Source organism: uncultured Veillonella sp. (assembly GCF_934230905.1).
GTDB lineage: Bacteria > Bacillota > Negativicutes > Veillonellales > Veillonellaceae > Veillonella.
In genome coordinates, this window is the sequence record NZ_CAKQFJ010000008.1 from 54,171 (window position 1) to 71,135 (window position 16,965).

Annotated in this window: 17 protein-coding genes; 14 read left to right on the forward strand and 3 right to left on the reverse strand. The window is 39.4% G+C overall.

Annotated elements, in window-relative coordinates:
• The first annotated feature begins 1 nt into the window (after window position 1).
• The 3 genes from carB to Q0E20_RS03315 are packed head-to-tail and all read left to right on the forward strand — an operon-like array spanning window position 2 to window position 4,921.
• Window positions 2-3,202 (forward strand): carbamoyl-phosphate synthase large subunit, encoded by a 3,201-nt coding sequence (gene carB / locus Q0E20_RS03305; RefSeq protein WP_295996271.1) that lies wholly within the window; start codon window positions 2-4, stop codon window positions 3,200-3,202.
• Between the two features lie 4 nt (window positions 3,203-3,206).
• Complete coding sequence (locus Q0E20_RS03310) at window positions 3,207-3,974, forward strand: dihydroorotate dehydrogenase electron transfer subunit (RefSeq protein WP_295996356.1); 768 nt, start codon at window positions 3,207-3,209, stop codon at window positions 3,972-3,974.
• Window positions 3,974-4,921 carry a dihydroorotate dehydrogenase gene (locus Q0E20_RS03315; protein ID WP_295996274.1) on the forward strand — a complete coding sequence of 316 codons (948 nt, stop codon included), beginning with the start codon at window positions 3,974-3,976 and terminating at the stop codon, window positions 4,919-4,921. Before Q0E20_RS03310 ends, Q0E20_RS03315 begins: the two co-directional genes overlap by 1 nt.
• Before the next feature lie 94 nt (window positions 4,922-5,015).
• Here the strand turns inward: Q0E20_RS03315 and Q0E20_RS03320 are convergent, their stop codons facing one another.
• On the reverse strand, window positions 5,016-5,906 hold the full coding sequence (locus tag Q0E20_RS03320) for a LysR family transcriptional regulator (protein ID WP_295996277.1): 891 nt from the start codon (window positions 5,904-5,906) through the stop codon (window positions 5,016-5,018).
• Between the two features lie 189 nt (window positions 5,907-6,095).
• Here Q0E20_RS03320 and Q0E20_RS03325 point away from each other — a divergent pair, with 189 nt between their 5' ends.
• Entirely contained in the window at window positions 6,096-6,281 is a 186-nt protein-coding gene (locus Q0E20_RS03325; protein ID WP_295996280.1) for a hypothetical protein, read from the forward strand.
• Between the two features lie 28 nt (window positions 6,282-6,309).
• Here the strand turns inward: Q0E20_RS03325 and Q0E20_RS03330 are convergent, their stop codons facing one another.
• Window positions 6,310-6,960 carry a YigZ family protein gene (locus tag Q0E20_RS03330; protein ID WP_295996282.1) on the reverse strand — a complete coding sequence of 217 codons (651 nt, stop codon included), beginning with the start codon at window positions 6,958-6,960 and terminating at the stop codon, window positions 6,310-6,312.
• A 331-nt stretch (window positions 6,961-7,291) separates the two neighbouring features.
• On the opposite strand from Q0E20_RS03330, the gene Q0E20_RS03335 reads away from it, so the two are divergent.
• Window positions 7,292-9,466, forward strand: a complete 2,175-nt coding sequence (locus tag Q0E20_RS03335) for a cation-translocating P-type ATPase (protein WP_295996285.1) — start codon at window positions 7,292-7,294, stop codon at window positions 9,464-9,466.
• A 162-nt stretch (window positions 9,467-9,628) separates the two neighbouring features.
• Window positions 9,629-10,156, forward strand: a complete 528-nt coding sequence (locus Q0E20_RS03340; RefSeq protein ID WP_295996287.1) for an ECF transporter S component — start codon at window positions 9,629-9,631, stop codon at window positions 10,154-10,156.
• Between the two features lie 118 nt (window positions 10,157-10,274).
• Here the strand turns inward: Q0E20_RS03340 and Q0E20_RS03345 are convergent, their stop codons facing one another.
• Complete coding sequence (locus Q0E20_RS03345) at window positions 10,275-11,600, reverse strand: FAD-containing oxidoreductase (protein WP_295996291.1); 1,326 nt, start codon at window positions 11,598-11,600, stop codon at window positions 10,275-10,277.
• Window positions 11,601-11,788: 188 nt separating this feature from the next.
• Between Q0E20_RS03345 and ylxM the strand changes: the two genes are divergently transcribed.
• From ylxM to Q0E20_RS03385, 8 genes are all read left to right on the forward strand, one after another.
• The gene (gene ylxM / locus Q0E20_RS03350) at window positions 11,789-12,112 is read left to right on the forward strand and encodes a YlxM family DNA-binding protein (RefSeq protein WP_005377912.1); all 324 of its coding nucleotides are present in this window, start codon (window positions 11,789-11,791) and stop codon (window positions 12,110-12,112) included.
• Window position 12,113: 1 nt separating this feature from the next.
• On the forward strand, window positions 12,114-13,466 hold the full coding sequence (gene ffh / locus Q0E20_RS03355) for a signal recognition particle protein (RefSeq protein WP_295996294.1): 1,353 nt from the start codon (window positions 12,114-12,116) through the stop codon (window positions 13,464-13,466).
• A 58-nt stretch (window positions 13,467-13,524) separates the two neighbouring features.
• Window positions 13,525-13,788, forward strand: coding sequence for a 30S ribosomal protein S16 (gene rpsP, locus Q0E20_RS03360; protein WP_004695565.1), 264 nt, complete (start codon window positions 13,525-13,527; stop codon window positions 13,786-13,788).
• Between the two features lie 21 nt (window positions 13,789-13,809).
• On the forward strand, window positions 13,810-14,037 hold the full coding sequence (locus Q0E20_RS03365) for a KH domain-containing protein (protein ID WP_004695567.1): 228 nt from the start codon (window positions 13,810-13,812) through the stop codon (window positions 14,035-14,037).
• A gap of 14 nt (window positions 14,038-14,051) precedes the next feature.
• A complete protein-coding gene (locus Q0E20_RS03370; RefSeq protein WP_295276197.1) occupies window positions 14,052-14,459 on the forward strand; it encodes a YlqD family protein in 408 nt (135 codons plus the stop codon).
• Window positions 14,459-14,956 (forward strand): ribosome maturation factor RimM, encoded by a 498-nt coding sequence (gene rimM, locus Q0E20_RS03375; RefSeq protein ID WP_105084335.1) that lies wholly within the window; start codon window positions 14,459-14,461, stop codon window positions 14,954-14,956. The genes Q0E20_RS03370 and rimM overlap by 1 nt, the downstream gene beginning before the upstream one ends.
• Window positions 14,957-15,068: 112 nt before the next feature.
• Window positions 15,069-15,884, forward strand: a complete 816-nt coding sequence (gene trmD / locus Q0E20_RS03380; protein ID WP_295996301.1) for a tRNA (guanosine(37)-N1)-methyltransferase TrmD — start codon at window positions 15,069-15,071, stop codon at window positions 15,882-15,884.
• Entirely contained in the window at window positions 15,881-16,927 is a 1,047-nt protein-coding gene (locus Q0E20_RS03385) for a DUF4178 domain-containing protein (protein ID WP_295996303.1), read from the forward strand. The genes trmD and Q0E20_RS03385 overlap by 4 nt, the downstream gene beginning before the upstream one ends.
• The last annotated feature ends 38 nt before the right edge of the window (window positions 16,928-16,965 follow it).

Below are 16,965 nucleotides of genomic sequence, written 5' to 3' on the forward strand. Positions count from 1 at the left end.
TATGACCACAGAAGCAAAAAAAGTACTCGTAATTGGTTCTGGTCCAATTATTATCGGCCAAGCAGCAGAATTTGACTATGCTGGTACACAAGCGTGCCGTTCCCTTCGTGAAGAAGGCTATAAGGTAGTATTGGTTAACTCTAACCCTGCTACAATCATGACAGATACAGATATTGCAGACCGTGTATATGTAGAACCTATTAGCCTTGAATTCGTAACGGAAGTTATAAAAAAAGAACGCCCTTGGGGCTTATTGGCAACATTGGGTGGCCAAGTAGGTCTTAATATGGCCGTTCAATTATCCGAAGCGGGCGTACTGGAAGAGTATGGCGTTAAGTTGCTTGGTACGACATTAGAAGCTATTAAACATGCAGAAGATCGCGAACTATTCAAGGAAGCGATGAAGGACATCAATCAACCAGTTCCTGAGTCTGACATTTTTAATGATCTTGAAGAAGCGGTGGCGTTTGCTAATCGTATTGGTTATCCTGTTATCATTCGACCTGCGTATACCTTGGGTGGTACTGGTGGTGGTATTGCAAATAATGAAGACGAAATGTATGAAATTACTCGTCGAGGTTTGAAACTTTCACCAATTCACCAAATCTTGGCGGAACGCTCCGTTGCAGGTTGGAAAGAAATTGAATATGAAGTCATGCGTGATAGTGCAGATAACTGTATCATCGTATGTAACATGGAAAATATTGACCCTGTAGGCGTACATACGGGTGACTCCATTGTTGTGGCACCAAGCCAAACATTGAACGATATTCAATACCAAATGCTTCGTACTGCATCTGTAGATATTATTCGCTACTTGAAAATTGAAGGTGGTTGTAACGTACAATATGCATTGAATCCGGATAGCAACGAATATATCGTTATCGAAGTAAACCCTCGTGTATCTCGTTCCTCTGCATTGGCATCTAAAGCAACAGGCTATCCAATCGCAAAGGTAGCTGCAAAAATTGCAGTTGGCATGACATTGGATCAAATTACAAATGCTGTAACAGGCGAAACAAAAGCTTGCTTTGAACCAACACTTGACTATGTGGTAACTAAATTCCCACGTTGGCCATTTGAAAAATTTAATTTGGCAGACCGCACATTGGGTACCCAAATGAAGGCGACTGGCGAAGTTATGGCTATCGACCGTACATTGGAAGGTTCTTTATTGAAAGCTATTCGCTCCTTGGAAATCGGTTTAGATCATATTGAGCTTAAGAAAATTGCTCATGAATCCATGGAACAATTGATTGAGCGTTTACATTTAGTTGATGATGAACGTATCTATGTGGTAGCTGAAGCACTTCGCAAAGGTATTAGCGTAGAAAAAATTCATTACATTACAAAAATTGATACATTTTTTATTGAAAAGATTAAAAATATTGTTAATGTAGAAAAAGCGTTAACTGAAAATGGTTTGACTCAAGACGTATTGCGTCTAGCTAAACGTTATTCATTCCCTGATACTGTTATTGCACGTTATGCAAATACTACAGCAGACGAAGTAAAAGCAAAACGTAATGAATGGAATATTCTTCCAACTTATAAATATGTAGATACATGTGCTGCTGAATTTGAGTCTAAAACACCATACTATTACAGTGCATATGCTCAAGAAGACGAAGTTAAACCATTAGGTGGAAAATCTGTTGTCGTACTTGGTTCTGGCCCTATCCGTATTGGTCAAGGCGTAGAATTTGATTATTGTTCGGTACATTCTTCTTGGGCTCTTCGTAAAGCGGGTTATCAATCTATTATGATTAACAATAACCCTGAAACTGTATCTACGGATTTTGATATTTCCGATTCTCTATACTTCGAACCATTAACAGTGGACGATGTTATGGAAATCATTGATAAAGAACAACCAGCTGGCGTCATTGCTCAATTCGGTGGTCAAACTGCTATCAACTTGGCAGGTCCTTTGGCTAAACGGGGTGTAAAAATTCTAGGTACATCTGTAGATAGCATTGATATGGCGGAAGATCGTGAACGTTTTGATGAATTATTAGCTAAACTTGGTATTCCTCGTCCGGTAGGGGCTCTTGTTACCTCTGATGAAGAGGCACAAGAAGCGGCTAAGAAATTGAAATATCCATTGATTGTACGTCCTTCATATGTACTAGGTGGTCGTGCGATGGAAATTGTATATAACGATAAAGAACTTGACGTATATATGAAGGAAGCCGTAGTAGCATCTAAGGAACATCCAGTCCTTATCGACCGTTATATGGTTGGTATGGAGGTAGAGGTTGACGCTATTTCCGATGGTACTGATGTATGTATCCCTGGCATTATGGAACAAATCGAACGCGCCGGTGTTCATTCTGGCGATTCCATGGCGGTTTACCCAGCACAACATTTAAGCCAAGAAATTATTGATCAAATCGTAGACTATACACGTCGTATTGCCATTGGCCTTAATGTTAAGGGGGTTCTTAATATTCAATATATCGTGGCTGATGGCGAACTTAATGTAATCGAAGTTAACCCTCGTTCTAGTCGTACTGTACCATTTATTTCCAAAGTTACAGGTATCAATATGGTAGAATGTGCAACGCGTATTGCTCTTGGTGAAAGCTTAAAAGGCTTAGGCTTACCATTAGGACTTGTACCTAATAAACCATATGTAGCTGTCAAAGCACCGGTATTCTCCTTCTCCAAAATGGGCCTTGTAGAAATTGCTCTTGGACCTGAAATGAAATCTACTGGTGAAGTAATGGGGATTGGTCGAACTTATTCTGAAGCATTGTTTAAAGCTATTAATGGTGCAAACATGCGTATCCCTGAAGATGGTACGATTCTCATGACTGTAGCAGATCGTGATAAAGCAGAAGCTTGTGAACTTGCAAAAGGTTTCATCGACCTTGGCTATCATATTGAAGCTACTGGTGGTACTGGTAAGTATTTTATTGAACATGGTGTTAACTGTAAGGTGGTTAATAAAATTCACGAAGGTGAAGATAACTGTGCCGACCATATTCGTCAAGATAAGGTGGACCTTGTACTTAATACATTGACAGCTGGTAAACGTCCTGAACGTGAAGGTTTCCAATTGCGTCGTCTTGCTGTAGAAATGGGGACACCATGCTTAACAAGTCTTGATACAGCTCGTGAAGTATTGCGTGTTGTAGCAAACCGTAAAGACGATGCTAATTATCATGTAGAAGCATTACAAGATTTTGAATTGGAGTAGTACCATGAGTGGCTATGTAGAACAGGGCGAAGTCGTTCGCAATGAGCAAATAGGTTCTGATGTGTGGATTATGGATGTTCACGCACCAAAACAAGCAGCAGAAGCAAAGGTAGGGCAGTTTTGTAATGTTCGCGTAGCGGACTCTACGGCGCCATTATTGCGTCGTCCTATTAGTTATGCTGGATTTGATGCACAAAAGGGTATTATTACCCTTTTGTATCGTGTCGTAGGTAAGGGGACGGATCTTATGACTCATCTCGTACCTGGTGACACATTAGATTGTTTAGGCCCTTTGGGCGAACCTTTTGTAACATCTAAGAATATGCTACTTGTAGGTGGTGGTGTTGGTATCGCACCGATGCTATGTATCGCATCCCATCTGCAAAAAGGTGAAGAAGCACAAGTTATTCTTGGTTTTAGAAATGAAAGCGAGACCTTCTGGGCAGACTTATTCAAAGATATGCCCGTTAAAGTGCATATTACTACTGATGATGGTAGCGTAGGGACGAAAGGTTTTCCTACAGCTATTATGCCTGACTTAATTAAGTCTAATTCATTTACTTCTGTTATGACTTGCGGACCGACGCCAATGATGAAAGGTGTGGCACAAGTTGCTAAAGAGCTCAATGTGCCATGCCAAGTATCTCTTGAAGAGCGCATGGGATGTGGTACAGGTGGTTGTTTAGGTTGTGCATGTGATGGTGTAGGTGGTAAGCGCTATAAGGTTTGTAAGGATGGTCCTGTATTCCCCGCTGAGGAGGTGTTTTTTTAATGAGTGAACGCGATTTAAATAACACCGTTGCACCTAATCCAAAACTTGCTGTAGATTACTGCGGTATTAAGATGAAGAACCCTATTATCGCTGCATCTGGTACTTTTGGTAATGGTCCTGAATATGCTAGTTATTTAGACCTTAGCAATGAAGTAGGGGCAATTTCTGTGAAAGGATTAACTCCTAAAGGTCGTCATGGTAATCCAGGGCCTCGTATAGCCGAAACTCCATCCGGTGTACTGAACTGCATTGGTCTTGAAAATCCTGGAGCAGAACATTTTGTAACGGATATTTTACCAGGACTAAAGAAATATGACGTACCATTACTTGCGAATATGTCCGCTAGTACGGTAGAGGAATTTTCGTGGATGGCAGAGACTTTATCCGTAGACGGTATTGCGGGCCTTGAGGTTAATGTTTCTTGTCCTAATGTAGCCTGTGAAGGAATGGCATTTGGTGTTGATCCGAAGGTGGTTGAACAGGTTACAAAGGCAGTTCGTAAAGTCACTGATAAGCCAGTTATTGTTAAGCTTTCACCGAATGTAACAGATATTGTGGAAATTGCAAAGGCTGTAGAATCCGGTGGTGGTAATGGAGTAAGCCTTATCAATACATTGTTAGGCATGGCTATTGATATTCATCGTCGTAAACCTTTATTAGGAAATATTTATGGAGGTCTATCTGGCCCAGCTGTAAAACCTGTAGCACTCCGTATGGTACATCAAGTGTATAAGGGCGTTACTATTCCTATTATAGGACTTGGTGGTATTATGAGTGGTACCGATGCTATTGAATTTATGATGGCTGGTGCACAGGCTGTACAAGTTGGCACAGCTACAATGGTAGATCCAACTGCTATCTCACGTATTGCTCGTGAAATGGGCGATTATGTAGAACAATATAATCTGAATAGCATTACTGACATTGTTGGTGCAGTGCATCAATAGTAGTTTAGTCACAAATAAAAAGCAGGAAATTAGCTATGCTAGTTTCCTGCTTTTTATATATGGCGCTGTTTTGTATCAATTATTGGTAAGTATATTATACATAAGCTTTGTAGAAATCTATAAATTGTTGAGCTACAGGAGAAAGGGCATGTCCTTTTAACGTGATAAATGCTTTTTTATAATCTCCAGAAAACTCGGGTAGTTTGACTCGTGACATTTTTCTATGGTTAACCATTTCCTTGGTATCCATAGGGACGAGTGCAACGGTGCGACCAGAAGAGGCCCATTCAATGGCTGATGTTTTAGTTGTCGTAATGGCACTAACATTAAGATGTTCCATATCAGTTAAGGAAGATTGCATAATCATTCTTACGGACCCACCAGATAAGGAGAGGGGACATTGTTTAATATCATCCCAAGTGATGGTATCGTGTTCTCGATCAGTCCAAAATACGTCACGTCTAAATAGTGCATACAAATGCTCTTCCTGTGTTAAAAGAATATCAAACTTTTCTGTATCCACCATTTGAATATTAGCGATTCCTATTTCTGCACTACCGCTAATAAGTTGGTTGACTACATTGGTCATTAAACCTTCGTAGATTTCAAAATGTACAGAAGGATATTTCATGGAAAATGCTGGTAAATATTGTTGTACAATTGGTGTAGAACGAGAGGCAGAGGTAGCAATACGTAAGGTGCCTTCGATGCGTGAGTTTAACTGTTGTACTGCATTATATGTAGATTCTTCAATCGAGCATAATTGCTGCGCTTTTTCATAAAAAATTTTTCCTGCATCGGTCAGTTGTAAATTGGAACCTCGTTGACCTCTTTTAATATTGATTAATTGAGCTCCAAATTCTGCTTCTAAATATTTTAATTGCTTACTCAAAGCTGGTTGTGTAATATGGAGAATTTCTGCAGCTTGAGTCATATTGCCTGTTTGAACGAGGGTTATAAAGTTGTGATAGTATGATGTGTCCATAAAATCCCCCTATTATACACAAATCATGATAATTAAAATTTATAATAAAAAAAAGAATAGTTATTTTACCTTTTAACAAAAGTGATATATACTATATATATTAAGGAGATAAAGCGAAACAAAAGTCGCTTTAATCTTCTCATTAATATTTTTGATATAGTTACAGTAACTAAGAAAGTGGGTATTACTATGGGCGTAGTAAAAAGAACATTAAGCAAAGCAATCCGTAATTGGGAAGCACGTAGATTAATGACCGCACATAATGCAATTAGCCGCAAAAAACAAGTAGAACGTGTATGGCCACATCCATTGACAAATGAAAAACGTCACGAGTTGAATCAAGGCATTAATGGTTTGGTTCATAGTGATAACTAATTGCTTACTATACAAGTTTGTTTGATACTTAGTTTAGTGGTAGTACCACTTCGATAGCATTTAATACAATACAAGTTGCAGCTCCATGACTCATGTCTTGGAGCTCTTTTTGTATGTGTTCTATATCATTTAAGGGTACTAGAATTGTAAGTTCTATCTGTTCACCAAATGCAGCTTCATAATGTAGTTGTGCATCTTGTAAATATCGCTCCAATGATCCATATAATGCATAATCGATTGTTGTTTGTAATTGTACACGTGTTGTGTGTAATTCTTTTGGAGCAAGTTGTAATGTTTCAGAGACAGAGTGGGAATATGCACGAATTAATCCGCCAGCGCCTAATTTTATGCCGCCAAAGTATCGTGTTACGACAACAGCTACATTTGTAATACCTGTCTTTTTTAATACTTCAAGCATAGGCTTACCCGCAGTGCCCGACGGTTCACCATTGTCGGATGAGCGTTGTTGTTCCTGCTTTGGTCCTAATGCATAGGCAGTGCAATTATGTCGCGCATCCCAAAATTCTTTGTTAATCCGATTAATAAAGGCTTGTGCCTCAGTTTCGGTACTACATGGACATATTGTAGTAATAAACCTAGATTTTTCTACGATATATTCGTGGCGAAATTCATTAGCTACGGATATAAATTCTATTGTAGGGCTTGTTGTTTCAGGCATTTTCTCACCTCCGCTCATATTTTTACTATATTATTTATTCATCATCATCACTTTATTATAAGCTATATATAAACATTATGTATAGCTTATTAACACTAATGGTTAATAATATATTTGTATAATATATAATATTCACAAGTACAAGCACGAAGTCTTTTATATAGAAGAAATAACTCCCGCTAATTTTAGTAGGATATTGACTAATTGAGAATCTATGTTATTATAAATAGTAGATATATGAGTATTTATTCATGTGATATATGTTACAAATATACTGTGTTTATCATATTTTATGAATTTATGATTTGAATTGTATTGAAGGAAGTTATATATGAGTACAAAAAAACAAGAGTTTGACATTACGGGTATGCACTGTGCAGCCTGTGTAAAACGGGTAGAAAACGTCGTATCTAAGGTTGATGGCGTAGCTTCTGTAAAGGTTAACCTACTAACGCGTAAGGGGAGCGTTGAATTTAAGGATGGCGCTACCGTAGAACCACAACAAATTATCGATGCCATAACGAATATTGGTTTTGGTGCTACTGAAGCGGATGAGACGAAGCAAGAAATAGAAAAGGTAAATTTAAAACCCCATATTACACGCCTTATTATTGCTGCTTGTATGGCTGTACCGATGATGATCAATATGACCTTGCATCGTTTTGGTATTCAAGCGTTGCCGGTTTGGGTTGAATTTGTATTAGCCACTATCGCTCAATTTGGTCCGGGTCTCATGTTCTATAAGAGTGCATGGAGTGCCGTAAAGAATGGAGCTCTTACGATGGATGTTCTCGTTGTCATGGGAACCAGTGTGGCATATCTGTTTAGTATTTATAACTGGCAGTTCCATCCAGAACTTGGTCCTCATGGTATTTACTTTGAAACCTCTGCATGGCTTATTACATTTATCCTTCTCGGTAAATTATTAGAAGAGGTTGCTAAGGGGCGTACATCTGAAGCACTCCAAAAACTAATTGCTTTGCAACCGGCAACGGCTCATGTGTTGCGAGATGGTGAATTTGTAGATATTCCTACCTCTAAGGTTGTGGCTGGCGATGTTTTACAAGTGCGCGCTGGTGAAAAGATTCCTGTAGATGGTACTATTACAGAAGGTTACTCTACCGTTGATGAAGCTATGCTTACTGGTGAAAGCTTACCGGTAGAAAAGCAAGTAGGCTCCGAGGTTATTGGGGCGACTATCAATTTGAGTGGCGCTTTCACAATGGAAGCAAAACGCATTGGTAGCGACACGATGTTATCTCAAATCATTAAAGTCGTTGAAGAGGCACAAACATCTAAAGCAAGCATTCAACGTATTGCGGATATTGTGGCTCAATACTTTGTACCAACTGTTATTGGCCTTGCTGTACTAACTGGTCTCGTGTGGTACTTTATTGTAGGCGATTCTATCAATGTAGCCCTTATTAATGCGACCGCTGTTCTAGTAATCGCTTGTCCTTGTGCACTTGGCCTTGCAACACCGACATCCATCATGGTAGGTTCTGGCCTTGGCGCAGAACATGGTGTTCTCATTAAGAGTGCGGAATATCTTGAAAAAGCCGGTAAACTCGATGCTATCGTTATGGATAAAACAGGCACCCTTACACAAGGCGTGCTCGATGTAACGGCTTTCAAAAACTATAGCGGTGATGAAAGTGCGAACATGTCCATCATGATGGCCCTCGAAAGTGGTACATCACATCCGATTGCTAAGGCTATGGTTTACTATGGTGAAGATCATGGCTATAAGGGTAAGGCTGTTGAACTTGAAAGCTTTGGTGATGTACCGGGTAAAGGCTTACAAGGCGCTTATCAAGGTGTGTCTGTACAACTTGGTCATAGCCGTTGGATGAGTGAACTTGGCTATGATTTGTCTAAGGTACAAGATGATATTCAACATTTTGAAGAACAAGGTGCATCCGTATCTGTTCTTGCTGTAGATGGTGTTATCAGTGCATTGTGGGCTGTAGAAGACGAATTGCGTCCTGAAACAATTGATGTGGTTAAGGAATTACGTTCTCAAGGCATTGATGTATGGATGCTCACCGGTGATAATCGACGCACGGCTCAATATATTGCTAAACAAGCTGGTATCTCCCACGTTATTGCAGAGGTATTACCTCAAGATAAAGCAAGTAAGGTTAAAGAGTTACAAGATAAAGGCCTTGTAGTTGGTATGGTCGGCGACGGCATCAATGATGCTCCTGCTCTTGTAACTGCAGATATCGGTTTTGCCATCGGCAGTGGTACAGATATCGCTGTAGAAGCAGCAGATATCGTTCTTGTGCGCAATGATTTGCATACATTGGTACAAGCCGTACGCCTCAGCCGTAAGACGATGACCAATATTAAACAAAATTTATTCTGGGCATTGATCTTTAACTGTATCGGTATTCCTTTGGCTGCTGTAGGTGCCTTGAATCCTATGATTGCAGGTACTGCAATGGCATTTAGTTCCGTTACGGTGGTAAGTAATTCTCTTCGCTTAAAACGAGCTAAGGTTTAAAGAGATAGTACATTAAGATTATATGTTACGAAGCACTTATACTAACGTATAGGTGCTTCATTTTTATATATATCTCTAATTCCTATGAAATCAGTGTTTTTAGATAGCTTATAATTTGTTATACTAAATATAGTTATTTATTTTAAGAGAGAGGTGCTATCTATGAAATTAAAAACTCGAGATATTGTTTATATTGGCTTTGTTGCTGCTTTGTGTGCTGTGGCAACGACTATTCGCATTGAGATTCCAGGTGGTGCAATGGTGCATTTAGGATCAGCGGCTCTCTTTACAACTTCCATTCTTTTTGGTGGTTTATATGGTGGTTTGGGGGCTGCTATTGGTTCTGCATTATTTGATCTATTTGGTGGTCATACGCAGTACATTGTATTCTCTTTCTTTATTAAAGGTATTGCAGGTCTTATTGTAGGCGGCATGACAGCAGGTTATTTGCCACCATCTATTACAAAACGAACAGCATCCTTTGGGCGTATTTTAGTGGCTCTTATTGTGGGGGCCATTTGGACTGCTTTTGGATATTTCCTTGCATGGTGGTTCGTTCTTGAAAGTGCAACTGTAGCAGCTAGCAAAATTCAATACTCTTTGATTACTAGTGCGGCTGGTATTGTGGTAGCGATTGTTTTAACCCCTAAATTACAATCTGTGGTGCGTAAATTATTTACTAAAAATTAAAGCTTAGGAAATTTAACACTAATAACTAGTTATTTATGAAAGAGTCCCCCTTAATTTACTTGAATTAAGGGGGACTCTTTATTTTACTATTTAGTTTGTTTAGTAGATATTGTCAGAGTTAAAAGTTACAAAGATCGTTTAAGTTTTCTGCCATCGTAGGATGTGTGAAGATTTGATTTTTAAAATAAGTATATGGGATGTCATTATCCATAGCCATCTTAATTAAGTTAATCAATTCTTCAGCACTTTGAGAATAGAGGGTAGCACCAAGAATTAAATTGTTTGTAGTATTTACTACAATTTTAAAAGCCCCTTTGAGGTTGTCATTTACATGAGCTCTTGGCATAGTAGCAACGAGCATTTCTTTCGTTTTAACAGTATAACCTTTGTTAATGGCTTCTTCTTCAGTAAGGCCTACACGAGCGAGTGGAGGTGTTAAGAAGGTTGTATAAGGAATATTTTTGCGATCTTTTAATGTATAGTTACCATTACCTGTAAGTGCACCGAATACAATGCGGAAGTCATCGAGAGAAATGTAGGTAAATTGCGGACCACCATTAACATCGCCTACTGCATATACACCTGGGACAGAGCTTTCACACGTATCATTTACAAGGATTGCACCGCGTTCATTAGTTGTAATCTCAGTATTTTCTAAACCGATGTTCGCAGTATTAGGTCTGCGACCTGTAGCATAGAGAACAGCATCAAAGGTATAGTTTTGATTATTAGCAGTGATAACAGGCTTGTTGCCGTCATTAGATACAGAATTTAGTGTAACAGAGTTTAAAATAGTAATACCTTGTTCAGCTAAGTATTCATTAGCTAATTCTTGAACGATAGGTTCTTCTCTTTTAAGAATAGTAGAGTCAATATTAAAAACTGTAACTTTTGTACCTAATTTAGCGTATAGGCTAGCAAATTCTAGACTAATAGGACCAGCACCAATGATGCCTAATGTACTTGGTTGAGGGGATAGGTGTTGAATTTCTGTACTATTATAGAAACCTGTTGCTGTATCGATGCCATCAATGTTAGGTTTAATGGCTATAGCACCTGTATTAATAATAATTGTTTCACTAGATAAGATGATTTTATCTTCCCCAGCTGTAACGGCGATTTCTTTATTACTAATGAATTCACCATGTCCAGTATATACATCGACATGTTCATTAGTGTCTAACATACCGAAGTTTTTATTGCGTAAACGAGAGGTAACTACCTCGCGTTGGTTTAATACTTGATCGTAAGATAAGCCTTTTGATGCGGCTATAATCATCGTCTTAGTAGGTATACATGCGATATTAATACATGTGCCACCATACATGAGTGGATTTTCTTCAATCATAGCTACGGCTTTGCCCATAGAGCCAAATTTAGCAGCTAATGTTTTACCAGCCTTACCGAAACCTAGGACGATAAGATCATAATGTTTGGTATTCATACAATACCTCCTGTTTTTATATTGAAATTATTAGATATATACATTATAGCATAGAATTATAAATAGAAAAGAGGAGATGGAAAATAATTATTGATTATTTCAATGTTAAGTATTTCTACTTGACACATCTTTTTTTATACAGTACCATATGTAAAGTAATATGACTTGACAGTGATGGAGGTGGCAAAATGGAAGAACGAGTACTTATCAGTTTGCTCTTGGATTTCTATGGGCCATTACTGACGGACAAGCAACGGATGTCCTTACAACTTCACCACGAAGATGATATGTCTCTTGGCGAGATTGCTGAGGAATTAGGCGTATCACGACAAGCTGTACACGATAACTTACAGCGTGCACGTCATATTTTAAATGACTATGAATCTAAATTACACTTGGTGGCTCAGTACGAGGCACGTGAACAAGTGATAAGTGAATTAAAAGATACGTTGCCGGCGGATGTGCTTTCACAATCGCGGGTACAACAATTATTGACGCAAATGGAGGGATAATATGGCATTCGATAGTTTGTCAGAAAAACTGCAAGACGCCTTTAAATCCTTGAAAGGGAAGGGCAAAATTACAGAAGAAGATGTCAATCTTGCGTTGCGTCAGGTACGAACAGCTCTCTTAGAAGCGGACGTAAACTTTATGGTGGCGAAGGATTTCGTTAAATCCATTAAAGAAAAGGCCCTTGGGGAAGAGGTGTTTGGTTCCTTGAACCCAGCTCAAACGGTTATTAAAATCGTTAATGATGAGTTGACCGCTCTTCTAGGTGGTACGCAAAGCCGTATCATGATTTCTAGTAAGCCTCCAACAATTATTATGCTTGTTGGTTTACAAGGGGCTGGTAAAACGACTACGGCTGGTAAATTGGCTGTATACCTTCGTAAACAAGGTAAACATCCGATGCTCGTAGCCGCCGACGTATATCGTCCAGCAGCGATTAAGCAATTGCAAGTAGTTGGTAAGCAAATCGATATCCCCGTATTTGCTGATGAAACACCTGGTGCAAACCCAGTAGATATTGCGCGTCGTGCCGTAGAGCAAAGCACGCATATGTTGAAAGATGTTGTTATCATCGATACAGCAGGTCGTTTGGCTATAGACGAAGTCCTCATGGATGAGTTATCCAACATTAAAGCTGCTGTTCGACCTCATGAAATTCTACTCGTTGTAGATTCTATGATTGGTCAGGACGCGGTGACGACAGCACAAACGTTTAATGAGAAATTAGGCGTTGACGGTGTTATTCTTACTAAACTTGATGGCGATGCGCGCGGTGGTGCTGCGTTGTCTATCAAAGCGGTAACCGGTTTGCCAATCAAGTTTACGGGCGTGAGCGAAAAGATGGATGGTTTTGATGTATTCTATCCAGACCGCATGGCTTCTCGTATCCTCGATTTAGGGGATTTCAAAACTCTTATTGAAAGCGTACAAGGCGCTATTGATGAAGAAGAAGCTCGTGAAATGGCGCAAAAGATGGCGAAAAACAATTTCACCTTAGATGATTTCTTGAAACAGATGAATCAGGTGAGAAAGTTAGGACCATTGCAAAATATTATTGGCATGTTACCAGGCATGGGTCAAATTAAGGATCAATTAAAAAATCTTGATTTGAATAGTAAAGAAGTACGTCGTATTGAGGCTATCATTAAATCCATGACGGCTGCAGAACGACAAGATCCCAATATTTTAAATGGTTCTCGTCGTAAGCGTATTGCGATGGGGTCAGGTACACAAGTACAAGACGTCAATCGCTTATTAAAACAATTCGAAGAAGCGCGGAAGATGATGAAGCGTTTACAAGGATTGCGTGGCGGTAAGGGTGGCTTCCCTGGAATGCCAAAATTACCGTTTATGTAATACATGGACAGGGGCGCTGAACCTGTCCAGCACATCATTATAAGGAGGTGAATCCCACATGTTAAAAATTCGTTTGACTCGTTTAGGTGCTAAAAAAGCTCCTTTCTACCGTATCGTAGTTGCTGACGCACGTGCTCCACGTGAAGGTCGTCCTGTTGACACAATTGGTCAATATGATGCTACTAAACAACCAGCTATCGTTAATGTAGACGAAGAAAAAGCTTTGGCTTGGTTAGCTAAAGGTGCTCAGCCTACTGACACTGTTCGCTCCTTGTTCAAAAAACAAGGCGTTATGCAAAAATTTGCAGACGCTAAAAAGTAATTAATAGAGAGGCATACTGTGATGATAGAATTAATTTCATTAATTGCGAAATCATTAGTGAAGCAGCCTGATGCCGTTTCTGTTACCATGGTCCAAAAGGGCAATGTTGAGGTGTATGAACTCCATGTAGCCCCAGAGGATATGGGTAAAGTCATCGGAAAACAAGGTCGAATTGCAAAAGCAATTCGCTCTGTGGTGAAAGCGGCGGCTATTAAAGAGAACAAAAAGATATCTGTTGATATTGTCTAAAAGGGAGTGTTCCAATGGAAGAAATGACATTACGTGTCCCTGTAGCAGTAAAAGCAAAGGTAACAGAAGAATTGAAAACAAAAATTGTATCTGATCTTGAAAGCCGCCTAGATATGGTGAATAAAGATTTGGAAGCAATTGAGTTTCAAGCTCAACGCATTTTAGCTGATGCAGCTAAAGTTGATGCGTCAAGCCTTACTGCAATTCGTCAACAAATTGATGAAGAGAAAAATAAACGCTTGGCTTTCAAAGAAGAAGTAACAGCTAAATTGAAAGATGCTCAAGAATTGACATTGGGGACTGAAATTCCTCAAGGTACATTAGAGCAAACAGTTACCGTTAAAATTGGGGATAATTTGGATGCCATGATGGGCGCTGAAATCCTATTAGAAGACGGTAAAATCGTTGCGTTTCGTCAATAATGAAGCCTAACGATTTCATCACTATAGGTGTTATCATCGCCCCGCACGGCGTGCGGGGTGATCTTCGTATTATGCCTAGAACCGATTTTCCAGAACGGTTCATGCATATGGATGCCTGTTACATCGATGGTAAAGAATACCACGTTGCATCCGCACGATTTCATAAACAATTCGTATTAGCTTCGTTTAAGGAAATTCCTGATCGCAACGCGGCTGAATTATTCGCTAAGAAAGAGATTCAAGTGCGTCGTGAAGATCTGGTAGAATTACCAGAAGGCCGTTACTATATCTTTGATATGATTGGCCTTGAGGTGCAAGATACAAAGGGTAATGTACTTGGTACATTGACGGATGTATTACAACCAGGAGCTAATGATGTATATGTGGTTTCCAAAGAAGGGGAACCAGATCAATTGTTTGCGGCCATTGATGATGTTATCATTGACATTGATATGGACAAACGCATGATGATCGTCGATCCGCCTGAGTGGGTATAATCCATTTAGGCGGTTTTTTATATCTATTTATAGGTGTCTTATGATAGAATTAATTATAAGATAGCTATATAGAGATATATGATAATAATAAGTGTATTCGGGGAGGCCTGTTGTGAAAATAGATATTATATCCTTGTTTCCAGAGTTTTTTGATGCCTTCTTTAGTCATTCCATTATAAAACGAGCCATAGAGGCGGGACGGCTAGATATGGCTGTGACTAATCCGCGCGATTTCAGTCATAATAAACATGGACAAGTGGATGATACACCGTATGGTGGTGGGGCAGGCATGCTCATGATGGCGCCTCCTATTTTTGAGGCCGTAGAATCTGCTGTCTCTAATTATGATAGTTCTATTAATGGCAACTATGAAACGGATGAGATGTGTGATGAGATGAGCCTCATTGGTAATCCTGGTGAAAGTATACGTCGTCGCATTGTATTTATGGGTCCTACGGGTCAACCTTTCACACAGGAAAAGGCTAGAGAATTAGCAACTTATGATCAACTGATTCTCGTATGTGGCCATTATGAAGGTGTTGACTATCGTGTAGAGGAGCATCTAGTAGATGAAACTATTTCCATTGGTGACTATGTGTTAACAGGTGGCGAGTTGCCTGCTATGGTCGTAGCTGATGCGGTGGCTCGTATGATTCCTGGCGTATTAGGGGCTACTAGTGGCGCACAAGAGGATTCATTTTATGAGCCCCTTTTAGAATGTCCGCAATATACAAAACCACCAGAATTTAGAGGGTGGACTGTACCGGATGTTTTACGCAGTGGCCATCATAAAAATATCGCCACCTGGCGTCGAAAGGAAGCACTAAAACGGACACGATTGTTGAGACCTGACTTATTAGAACGACCATTAACAAAAGAGGAAGTTAAACTGTTAAAAGAAATTGTTGCAGAAGAGTCTAGGCTATGAAATTTAAGTGTTATGATGTTGTAGAGATTCAGGGAAAACGATACGTAGTCGGGGAGGTCATTTCTTATCAAGAGTTTATCGTTGATAAAACAATACGTTATACTCTTAATGATGAAAATTATAAGAAAGAACTGGGCGTTTCCAAAGGAGCTCAGTCTTGGACTGAATATGGTCTTATGTCCGTTAATGGGACGGATAAAAAATGGCTCACCATTGTAAATGGGGAAAAAGAATATTGCACTTTTTCTGAAACAGTTTTACGTTCAACTCCTCCTGCAGGGTATAAACTACATGATAAAGGCATAGAACGTGTCATAGCTGTGGAAGGGCAATCTAAGGCTAGAAGCGGCGACGAAGCAGATTATAAAGAATATAGATTAATTAAAAGGGATAAAACCTATGTATTCTTTATTGAGGACTGGCATGGTGGTTTGACGGATCAGGCTCAAGGTGAACGGATTCTTTTGACTGATATACATCGACGGCGAGATCAGGCGGCTCAAGAAGCGAGTAAAAAGATTCGTAATGCAGCTCGCAGAAAAGAATGGACACGATTGGGTCTGAGTTGGGGAATCATTTTATTCTTTTTGGGATATTTGTTTATAGGAGATCTGTCTTGGCATGAATTGCGTGATGAAGTAGGATTCCCATATACCATGGAAGAGCGCATTAAAGATTCCTATTATTATGAACTGCAAGGTACAAAAGACGGTTTGATGGTATATACGTCAAAGCAAGATCCAAATGCAACGGCTATCGATCTTATCGATGCTGTGTATGGCAAGGTTTATACCATTAAACAAGATACTAAGTCCCCTGAGCAGTGGATTGTCATTTATACGACTAAAGATGTATCTGTTATTAGTGTGGTCAATGGCACTACGTATGTTGAAGTGGGGGAATTAAAAAACTTGTCAGATTCGGAGAATACACGCATAGAGACTATTAGAAATGACAGTGAAGTATTGTTACGATATGCGTATATGGTGGAATTAAAGAATAAGCAGGGACGTAAGACATTATCAAATATAATAAAAGATTGATATAGTATTGATTTCAGTTACGAAATCAAACGAAGGAA